Consider the following 8,584-nt stretch of genomic DNA (forward strand, 5'->3'; position numbering starts at 1 on the left):
CGACGGCCCGTTCGGGCAGCCACGCGGACGCCGTACCGCTGTCGTCGGAGCCGGAGTTGAAGAGGTGGGGCGCCAGCTGGGCCTGGAGGTCGGCCGGGTTGGGGCGGGCCGTCGCGTCCATCTGCATGCAGGACTCGATCAGCGGGCGCAGCTCGTCGGGGAGTCCTTCGAGGTTCGGGCCCTCGCGCAGCAGCATGAAGACGGTCTCGACGGGGTTCGCGCCGTGGTAGGGCGCGTGTCCGGTGGCGGCGAAGACGAGCATCGAGGCGAGCGAGAAGACGTCGCTCGCGCCGGTCACGCTGCGGGAGTCCTTGGCCTGCTCGGGTGACATGTAGGCGGGGGTGCCGACGGCGACGTTCGTCATCGTCAGACGCGTGTTCGACACACCGGAGGCGATGCCGAAGTCGATGACGCGCGGCCCGTCCTCGACGACGAGGACGTTCGACGGCTTCAGGTCGCGGTGGACGAGACCGGCGCCGTGGATGGACTGCAGCGCCTCGGCGACGCCGGCCGCGAGCCAGCGCACCGCCTGGGCCGGCAGCGGCCCGCACTCGGTCACTATCTCTTCGAGGGAGGGCGCGGGCACGTAGGCGGTGGCGAGCCAGGGCACGGCCGCGCGCGCGTCGGCGTCGACCACGGCCGCCGTGTAGAAGCCGGACACGGCGCGGGCCGCCTCGACCTCGCGCGAGAAGCGGACGCGGAACAGCTGGTCCTCGGCGAGCTCGGTCCTGACGGTCTTGATCGCCACCCGCCGGCCCGAGGCCGAGCGCGCGAGATAGACCAGCCCCATGCCGCCGGCGCCCAGCCGTCCCAGCACCTCGAACGGCCCGATCCGCCGCGGATCGTGCTGTGTCAGCTGATCCACCACTTGCCTGCCACCTCCCCGTACGCGGCCGCGCTTCCAGCCACCGCTCCAGCCATCGCTCCTGCCGCGGCTCCGGCCACTGCGCAGCGTCTCACCACCGAACCGCTCCGGCGGCACGCACCCCCGATTCTTCCTGGCCCGGGCTCCTGGTGCGAACCCGGGACCCAATCGGGATGTCTCCGCCATTCTCGGGCAAAAGGGTCGACTATTCCTTGCTTTCCATCGTAGGCGGCGACCTTTTCGGCGCCTTTCGCAGCATGTCGTACGGGTTTCGGCGCTGGAGCTTCGTCCGTCGCGGCCGCCGAGAAACCTGAAATTCCGTGCCGGGGGGCGGTTCAGGGGGCGTCCCGGCGCTGCAGCAGCGCGAAGGACGCCCCCTGGTTGTCGCTGACGACGGCCACGCGGCCGTACGACGCGTCGAAGGGCGGCGCGTGGACCCGGCCGCCGAGCCGCGTCACCGTGGCGAGCGCGGCCTCGCAGTCGCGCACCGCGAAGTGCACGAGGAAGTGGGGCGGCATCTCGGCCGGGAAGACGTCGGTGACGGGGGCGCGGCCGAACTCACGGGTGACGCCGGGGCCGAAGAGCGCGTCGCGGAAGAGGCCGGGGTAGAAGGCGTCGGCGACCGCCGTGTCCCGGGCGTACAGCTCGACCCAGGCGAAGGTGCCCGGGGCGGGGGCGCCCGGCTCGCGCCGGCCGCCGAAACCGGTGTGCGTGCCGGCCTGCCAGAGCCCGAAGACCGCGCCCTCGGGGTCGGCGGCCAGGGCTGCGACGCCGTACGGGCCCACCGGCACGGGTGCCGTGACGATCTGGCCGCCGCCCTTGCGGATGCGGTCGCTCATGTCGCGGACGTCGGGGGTGGCGAAGTAGACCGTCCACACGGTGGGCATCCGCCCGTCCCGCTTCGGCACGAGGGCGGCGACGGGGGCGTCGCCGAGGTAGGCGGGGACGGCCCCGGTCCAGGGGCCCGCACCCCACGGCCCGCCTGGGCGGGATTCTTGGGCTCCGTTGGGTTCCCGGGTGCCGCCGGGTGGCCCGCCGCCGTCCTGCGGTCCGCTTCCGCCGGATTCCCCGGCCGGGCCGGGCGGCCCGCTGCCGTCCCGTGGTCCGCCTCCACCGGATTCCCGGGCGCCGTCGGATGGCCCGCCGCCGTTCTGTGGTCCGCCTCCACCGGATTCCCCGGCCCGGCCGGGCGGCCCGTTGCCGTCCCGTAGTCCGCCTCCGCCGGATTCCCGGGCCCCGTCGGGCGGCCCGCCTCCGTCCGGGTCCGCGGGGCCGCTCGGGGCCGCGGGGCCGTCCGGGCTTCCGGATCGGCGGACCCGCCCGAGCCGGCGGACCCGCCCGGGGCGACCGATCCTTCCGGGCGGGCGGGCCCGTCCGGACCGGAGGGTCGGTCCGGGCCGACGGACCCATCCGGACCGGCGGACCCGCCCGGGACGACGGGCCCGCCCGGAGAGGCGGGCCCGTTCGCATGCGTCGGCTCGTTCGGGGGCGTCGGGGTGAAGGTCCAGCCGAAGAGTTCGGCGTAGAAGCGTCTGCCCGCCTCCACGTCCGGCAGCTGGGCGTCGACCCAGCAGGGGGCGCCCTCGGTGAACGCGGCAGAGCCGTCAGATCCAGCCATGCGGCCAAGCTAACGGCGTTCCACCCATCCCGCAGAGCGGGCCGCACACCCGCCCGCGAGGCCGTACACCCCATTTGCAGTCGGCCGAATAGCGCTCCGATCACCCCTCGGTAAGCTGACGTCATGACAGGACAAGTGCGTACCGTCGACGGCCGTGTGGCCGGTCGGCGCGGGCAGGCGACGCGGCAGAAGCTGCTCGACTGCCTCAGCGAGATGCTCAGCTCCTCGCCCTACCGCGACGTCAAAGTCATCGACGTCGCACGGAAAGCGGGCACTTCACCGGCGACCTTCTACCAGTACTTCCCGGACGTCGAGGGTGCCGTCCTGGAGATCGCCGAGCGCATGGCGGCGGAAGGGGCCGGGCTGACCCAGCTCCTCGCCGGACGCTCCTGGGTCGGCAAGGCGGGCTGGCAGACCGCGCAGGAACTCGTGGACGGGTTCCTTGAGTTCTGGCGCAAAAACGATGCCATCCTGCGGGTCGTCGACCTGGGCGCCGCCGAGGGCGACAAACGCTTCTACAAGATCCGTATGAAGATCCTGAACTCCGTGAACAACTCCCTCACGGACACGGTCAAGGAACTCCAGGCGAAGGGCAAGGTCGACAAGGACGTCAACCCGGCCGCCATGGCCGGTTCCCTGGTGGCGATGCTCGCGGCGGTGGCCTCGCACCAGAAGGGCTTCCAGACGTGGGGCGTCAAGCAGGCCGAACTGAGGCCCAACCTGGCGCAGTTGGTGTACCTGGGCGTGACGGGCAAGAAGCCGACGAAGTAGCCCTCGCGCACGTTTCCCGGCACACGTCCTGTCACACAGGCGGCAGTTCACCCCGGTGGACTGCCGCCTGTCGCATCCCCGGCCCGGCCCGGGTCACTTGCTCCCGCGCCCGCCAGCTGCGTACGCCATCCGCGTACGTCATCTGCGTACGTCATCTGCGTACGATCCGGAAGACGCGGATCTCCCGGTCCACCCGCGCCTGGTACGTCGCGTACGGCGGCCAGAACTCCAGCAGGGCCGCCCACGCCGCGTCCCGCTCCGCACCGCTCAGGAGCCGGGCGGTCACCGGGACGTCCCGGCCCCGCCAGCTGATCTCCGCCTCCGGGTGGGCGAGCAGGTTGCCGGTCCAGGCGGGGTGGTCCGCGCGCCCGAAGTTGGACCCGACCAGGAGCCAGCTGCCGGCCGCGCCCTCGTCGTCGCGCCCCTCCGGCATGCAGGCGAGCGGCGTACGCCTGGGCAGCCCGCTCCGCGCGCCCCGCGCCGTGAGGACGACACCGGGCAGCAACCGGGCGCTGAGCAGCACCTTCCCGCGGCTCAGCCGGTGCACGGCGCGGTCGAGGGCGGGCACGACGTGCGGGGCGACCCTCGCGAAGCCGCGCGTCGAGGACACCTTCTGGACCAGCCGCACCCCGGAACCACGCACCCCCGGCGGGGCCATCAGACCCGCACCTCGCCGCCGCCGAACAGCCGCGCCTCCCCGGCCGCGTGCGCGCGCAGCCGGTGCACCGGCCCGAACAGCAGCTCGTCGCCGGCCGCCCGCTTGAAGTACAGGTGGGCCTCGTGCTCCCAGGTGAACCCGATCCCGCCGTGCAGCTGGACGGCCTCGGAGGCGGTGGTGCGCAGCGCCTCCAGGGCCTGCGCGAGGGCGAGCCCGCCGACCCCCTCGCGGCCCTCGACGGTCGCCCAGGCCGCGTAGTAGGCGGCCGAACGCGCCCCCTGGACCTGTACGTACAGGTCGGCCAGCCGGTGCTGCACCGCCTGGAACGACCCGATCGCCCGCCCGAACTGCTCGCGCTGCTTCACGTACTCCACGGTCCGCTCCAGTACGCGGTCCGCGGCGCCGACCGCCTCCGCCGCGAGGACGGCCGCGGCACGGTCGCCGACGGCGGCGAGGGCGGTAAGGGCGGCGAGGGTCCCGGTGACGTCCGTCGCCTCGTCGGTCGCCTCGTCCGCCGCCTCGTCCGCGCCGAGCAGTTCGGCGGGGACGTGCCGGAGCTGGACGCGGCCCTGCGGGCGGGTCGCGTCGAGGGTCGTCAGGCGGGCGCGGGCGGCCCCCTCGCCGACGAGGAAGAGGAGGGTGCGCGGCCGGGCGAAGCCCCCGGTACGCGCGGCGACGAGCAGCAGGTCCGCGCGGTGCCCGTCGAGCACCTGGTCGGCCTGCCCGTACAGCCGCCACCCGTCGCCGTCCCGCCGCGCCTGTACGCCGCCCGCGCGCCCGCCGCCCGCCCAGTCGCCGTGGTTGCCGCCGGTCAGGCCGAGGGCGGTGGTCAGGGCCGCGCCCGGTACGGCGAGCGCGGCGGTGAGTGCGCCGGAGGCGATACGGGGCAGCAGCGCGGCACGCTGGGCCGGGGTGCCGAGCGCCAGGACGAGGGGCGCGCACAGGACGGCCGTGGCGAGCAGCGGGGAGGGAGCGAGCGTGCGGCCCAGCTCCTCGGCGGCGAGGGCGAGTTCGGTCGTCGTGCAGCCCACTCCCCCGTACGCCTCGGGGAGGGCGAGTCCGGGCAGGCCGAGCTGCTGGGCGAGGGCCTCCCACAGCGCGGGGTCGTACCCGTCCGCGGTCCCCACGGCGGCCCTGACGTCCTCCGGGCCGCAGCGTTTGAGGAGCAGCTCGCGCAGGGTGCGGCGGATCCCGTCCTGCTCCGCGGTGAAGGTGGCGTCCATCGGCGGGCTCCTCCCCGGGCCGGGCCGGGCGGATGCCCGGTCGCCCTATCTGACGGTTCGTCATATTAGGCCGGTGGCAGGCAGATGCACAGGACCGCGGCCCACTACGCCCCTCCGGCCATCTGATGTACCGTCAGATTCCATGACCGCGACTCCGGGTGTGACGTCGGGACGGCGCGGGGTGGCCGTCGTCGGGGCGGCCCTCGCCGACTGCGGGCGTCTGGACGACGTGACGCCGTACGCGCTGCACGCCCAGGCCGCGCGCCGGGCCCTCGCCGACTCGGGGCTGGACCGGTCGGTGATCGACGGCGTCGCCTCGGCGGGCCTCGGCACGCTGGCGCCGGCCGAGGTGGCGGAGTACCTGGGGCTGCGGCCGACCTGGGTCGACTCCACGTCCGTCGGCGGATCGACCTGGGAGGTCATGGCGGCGCACGCGGCGGACGCGATCGCCGCCGGGCACGCGGACGTGGTCCTGCTGGTGTACGGGCCCACCGCCCGGGCGGACGTCCGGGCGGGCCGCCGTACGGGGAACCTGTCGTTCGGGGCGGGCGGGCCCTTGCAGTTCGAGGTGCCGTACGGGCACTCGCTGATCGCCAAGTACGCGATGGCGGCGCGCCGGCACATGCACGAGTACGGGACGACGGTCGAGCAGCTGGCGACGGTGGCGGTGCGGGCGCGGGACGCCGCCGCGCTGAACCCGGAGGCGATGTTCCGGGAGCCGGTGACGGTCGACGACGTGCTGGCGGGGCCGATGATCGCGGACCCCTTCACCAAGCTGCAGTGCTGCCTGCGGTCCGACGGCGGGGCGGCGGTGCTGCTGGCGGCGGAGCCGTACGTACGGGACTGCCGGGCGGCTCCCGTCTGGGTGCTCGGCACCGGTGAGCACGTCTCGCACACGACGATGTCCGAGTGGCGGCGGTGCTGCTGGCGGCGGAGCCGTACGTACGGGACTGCCGGGCGGCTCCCGTCTGGGTGCTCGGCACCGGTGAGCACGTCTCGCACACGACGATGTCCGAGTGGTACGTCGCCGCCGTCGTCGACCTCGAAGAGGGCCCGCAGCTCCCGCGCCCTCCACTCCACCACCTCCGTCATCATCCGCGGGCCCTCTTCGAGGTCGACGACGGCGGCGACGTACGGCGTGCGGGTCCCGAAGGGCGGCAGGTCGTTGCGGTGGACGACGGACCAGGTGTAGAGCGTGGCGCGGCCGCTCGCCCGTTCCCAGGTGACGGCCCCGCTCCAGCAGTGCGGGCAGAACTCGCGCGGGTAGTGGTGGGCACGCCCGCACGCCCCGCACCGGCGCAGCAGCAGCCGGCCGGCGGCGGCCGCGTCCCAGTAGGGGCGGGTGAAGGCGTCGGCCTCCGGTACGTCGAAGCGGCCGGCCGTCATCGGAAGAGCCCCAGCGCGCCGTCCAGCGACCACGTCTGCCAGGACATGCCGAAGAGCGCCACCAGGGAGATCAGCGCCATCATCGCGTTCTGCCCCTGCTCGGCCCAGTCGTGGATCATCAGCACCAGGTAGAGGAGGTTGAGCAGCAGGCCGCAGGCCAGGGCGACCGGGGTCAGGAAGCCCACCACGAGGCCGAGCCCCAGGGCGAGTTCCGCGTACACGACGACGTACGCCATCGTGCGCGGCCGGGGCGCGACCACCACGTCGAAGCCGCTGCGCACCGCGTTCCACCGGTGCTTCGCCGCGACGTCCGACGCCCACGCGATGCCGGTCCCCCGCTCGAACCAGCCCTTCCTGTCCTTGTGCCGCCAGCTCTCCAGCCACCACAGCCCGAGCCCGATCCGCAGCACGGCGAGCCACTGCGCCCCGGTGAGCCAGATCGCGTCCATGCCCCACGCCCTTCCCGCGGACGGACCGCGTGCCCGACCATCTGACGGTACGTCAGTTCTACGCACGGGCGCGGGGGTGTGCAAGGGGTGCGCGAGGGACCCGTGCCGCCCTCCCCGGCGCGGCCGTCCGCCCGGTCGCCGCTGCGCATGTGAGCTACGACACGAGGTCCACACACCTCTCCTACAGCCGTGATCGATTCGCAACCGATTCCGGGCTTGACCGAGACCCATCAATTGATGGCGTGCATACGCTCGGCACATGGCCGACACTTCCGACCCGACGCCCCAGACCGCCGCCCCGGCACCCGCACCCGCTCCGGTGTCCGCACCGGCTTCGAAGCCGACGTCCGGACCGACGCCCGAGCCGGCGTCCGAGCCGACGTCCGCGCCGCGGCAGGACCGGCCCGTGTACGTCATCGGGGGCGGCCCCGGCGGTCTCGCGGTGGCGTACGCGTTGCGCGCCCGCGGGGTGCGGGCCGTCGTGCTCGAAAGGTCCGACCGGGTCGGGGCGTCCTGGCGGCGGCACTACGACCGGCTGCGGCTGCACACCACCCGGCGCCTGTCCGCGCTGCCCGGCCTCGCGATGCCGCGCTCGTTCGGGCGGTGGGTGGCGCGCGACGACGTGGTGCGCTACCTGGAGAAGTACGCCGAGCACCACGAACTGGAGATCGTCACGGGCGTCGAGGTCTCCCGCGTGGAGCCCTCCGCCGACGGCACCGGCTGGCTGCTGCACGCCACCGGCGGCCGCGAGCTGACCGGCAGCGCGGTGGTCGTCGCCACCGGCCACAACCACACGCCGTACGTGCCCGACTGGCCAGGACGCGACGCGTACACCGGCGAGTTCCTGCACGCCGGCGAGTACCGCAACCCGGCCCCGTACGCGGGCAAGGACGTCCTCGTGGTGGGCGTGGGCAACACCGGCGCCGAGATCGCCGTGGACCTCGTCGAGGGCGGCGCCTCGCGCGTACGCCTCTCCGTGCGGACCGCGCCGCACATCGTGCGCCGGTCGACGGCCGGGTGGGCGGCCCAGTACACCGGGGTGCTCTGCCGGCGGCTGCCGCGCGCGCTGGTGGACCGGCTGGCCCGGCCGCTGGCGAAGCTGAGCGTTCCGGACCTCTCCGCGCAGGGGCTGCCGCGGCCCGACACCGGGCTGTACTCGCGGGTCCAGGAGGGGGCCATCCCGGTGCAGGACGTCGGTCTCATCGACGCGGTCCGCAAGGGCCGGGTCGAGGTCGTCCCCGCGGTCGAGGGCTTCGAGGACGGCAAGGTCGTCCTGGCGAACGGTGAGCGCGTCGGACCGGACGCCGTGATCGCCGCGACCGGCTACCGGCGCGCCCTGGAGCGCCTCGTCGGCCACCTGGACGTGCTCGACGGGCGCGGGCGGCCGGTCGTGCACGGTGCCCGCACGCCGGAGAACGCCCCCGGCCTCTACTTCACCGGCTTCACCAACCCGATCAGCGGCATGTTCCGCGAACTGGCCATCGACGCCGAGAAGATAGCGAAGGCGGTCGCGCGGGACGCCGGGCGGCGCAACCCGTCCCGCATCGCGCACTGACCGACGGCAGCCGTCCGGCCGCTCCCCGGCGGCAGCCGTCCCCGCGCCCTGCCGGGGCG

Annotated in this window: 7 protein-coding genes and 2 pseudogenes; 3 read left to right on the forward strand and 6 right to left on the reverse strand. The window is 74.3% G+C overall.

The features are described from left to right. Window positions 1–868 (reverse strand): serine/threonine-protein kinase (locus FGF04_RS40820; protein WP_235882120.1); only part of this gene is annotated, 868 nt, incomplete at its 3' end. A gap of 332 nt (window positions 869–1,200) precedes the next feature. Beyond that, a pseudogene (locus FGF04_RS00940) lies at window positions 1,201–1,818 on the reverse strand (VOC family protein); the annotation flags it as partial. A gap of 788 nt (window positions 1,819–2,606) precedes the next feature. Here FGF04_RS00940 and FGF04_RS00945 point away from each other — a divergent pair. Beyond that, window positions 2,607–3,254, forward strand: coding sequence for a TetR family transcriptional regulator (locus tag FGF04_RS00945; RefSeq protein ID WP_149509239.1), 648 nt, complete (start codon window positions 2,607–2,609; stop codon window positions 3,252–3,254). 151 nt (window positions 3,255–3,405) lie between these two features. On the opposite strand, the gene FGF04_RS00950 is transcribed toward FGF04_RS00945, so the two are convergent. Beyond that, window positions 3,406–3,912: a nitroreductase family deazaflavin-dependent oxidoreductase gene (locus FGF04_RS00950; protein WP_149509240.1), complete on the reverse strand. Its 507-nt coding sequence runs from the start codon at window positions 3,910–3,912 to the stop codon at window positions 3,406–3,408. Next, window positions 3,912–5,135: an acyl-CoA dehydrogenase family protein gene (locus FGF04_RS00955; RefSeq protein ID WP_149509241.1), complete on the reverse strand. Its 1,224-nt coding sequence runs from the start codon at window positions 5,133–5,135 to the stop codon at window positions 3,912–3,914. Before FGF04_RS00955 ends, FGF04_RS00950 begins: the two co-directional genes overlap by 1 nt. A gap of 142 nt (window positions 5,136–5,277) precedes the next feature. On the opposite strand from FGF04_RS00955, the gene FGF04_RS00960 reads away from it, so the two are divergent. Next, complete coding sequence (locus tag FGF04_RS00960; protein ID WP_235882121.1) at window positions 5,278–6,327, forward strand: hypothetical protein; 1,050 nt, start codon at window positions 5,278–5,280, stop codon at window positions 6,325–6,327. Here FGF04_RS00960 and FGF04_RS00965 read toward each other — a convergent pair. Both FGF04_RS00965 and FGF04_RS00970 read right to left on the reverse strand, forming a co-directional pair. Continuing rightward, window positions 6,209–6,521: pseudogene (locus FGF04_RS00965) on the reverse strand (Zn-ribbon domain-containing OB-fold protein); the annotation flags it as partial. The gene FGF04_RS00960 and the pseudogene FGF04_RS00965 overlap by 119 nt on opposite strands. Continuing rightward, the gene (locus FGF04_RS00970) at window positions 6,518–6,970 is read right to left on the reverse strand and encodes a DoxX family protein (RefSeq protein WP_149509242.1); all 453 of its coding nucleotides are present in this window, start codon (window positions 6,968–6,970) and stop codon (window positions 6,518–6,520) included. The pseudogene FGF04_RS00965 and the gene FGF04_RS00970, both read right to left, overlap by 4 nt. 259 nt (window positions 6,971–7,229) lie before the next feature. On the opposite strand from FGF04_RS00970, the gene FGF04_RS00975 reads away from it, so the two are divergent. After that, a complete protein-coding gene (locus tag FGF04_RS00975) occupies window positions 7,230–8,525 on the forward strand; it encodes a flavin-containing monooxygenase (protein WP_149509243.1) in 1,296 nt (431 codons plus the stop codon). Window positions 8,526–8,584: the final 59 nt, after the last annotated feature.

It is taken from the genome of Streptomyces apricus (genome assembly GCF_008369065.1).
Classification (GTDB): domain Bacteria; phylum Actinomycetota; class Actinomycetes; order Streptomycetales; family Streptomycetaceae; genus Streptomyces; species Streptomyces apricus.

Excerpts from the sequence above, each read along its gene's own strand:
- FGF04_RS00955 (WP_149509241.1), bottom strand. The coding sequence starts at position 5,135 with ATGGACGCCACCTTCACCGCGGAGCAGGACGGGATCCGCCGCACCCTG.
- FGF04_RS00950 (WP_149509240.1), bottom strand. The coding sequence starts at position 3,912 with ATGGCCCCGCCGGGGGTGCGTGGTTCCGGGGTGCGGCTGGTCCAGAAG.
- FGF04_RS00975 (WP_149509243.1), top strand. The coding sequence starts at position 7,230 with ATGGCCGACACTTCCGACCCGACGCCCCAGACCGCCGCCCCGGCACCC.
- FGF04_RS00970 (WP_149509242.1), bottom strand. The coding sequence starts at position 6,970 with ATGGACGCGATCTGGCTCACCGGGGCGCAGTGGCTCGCCGTGCTGCGG.
- FGF04_RS00960 (WP_235882121.1), top strand. The coding sequence starts at position 5,278 with ATGACCGCGACTCCGGGTGTGACGTCGGGACGGCGCGGGGTGGCCGTC.
- FGF04_RS00945 (WP_149509239.1), top strand. The coding sequence starts at position 2,607 with ATGACAGGACAAGTGCGTACCGTCGACGGCCGTGTGGCCGGTCGGCGC.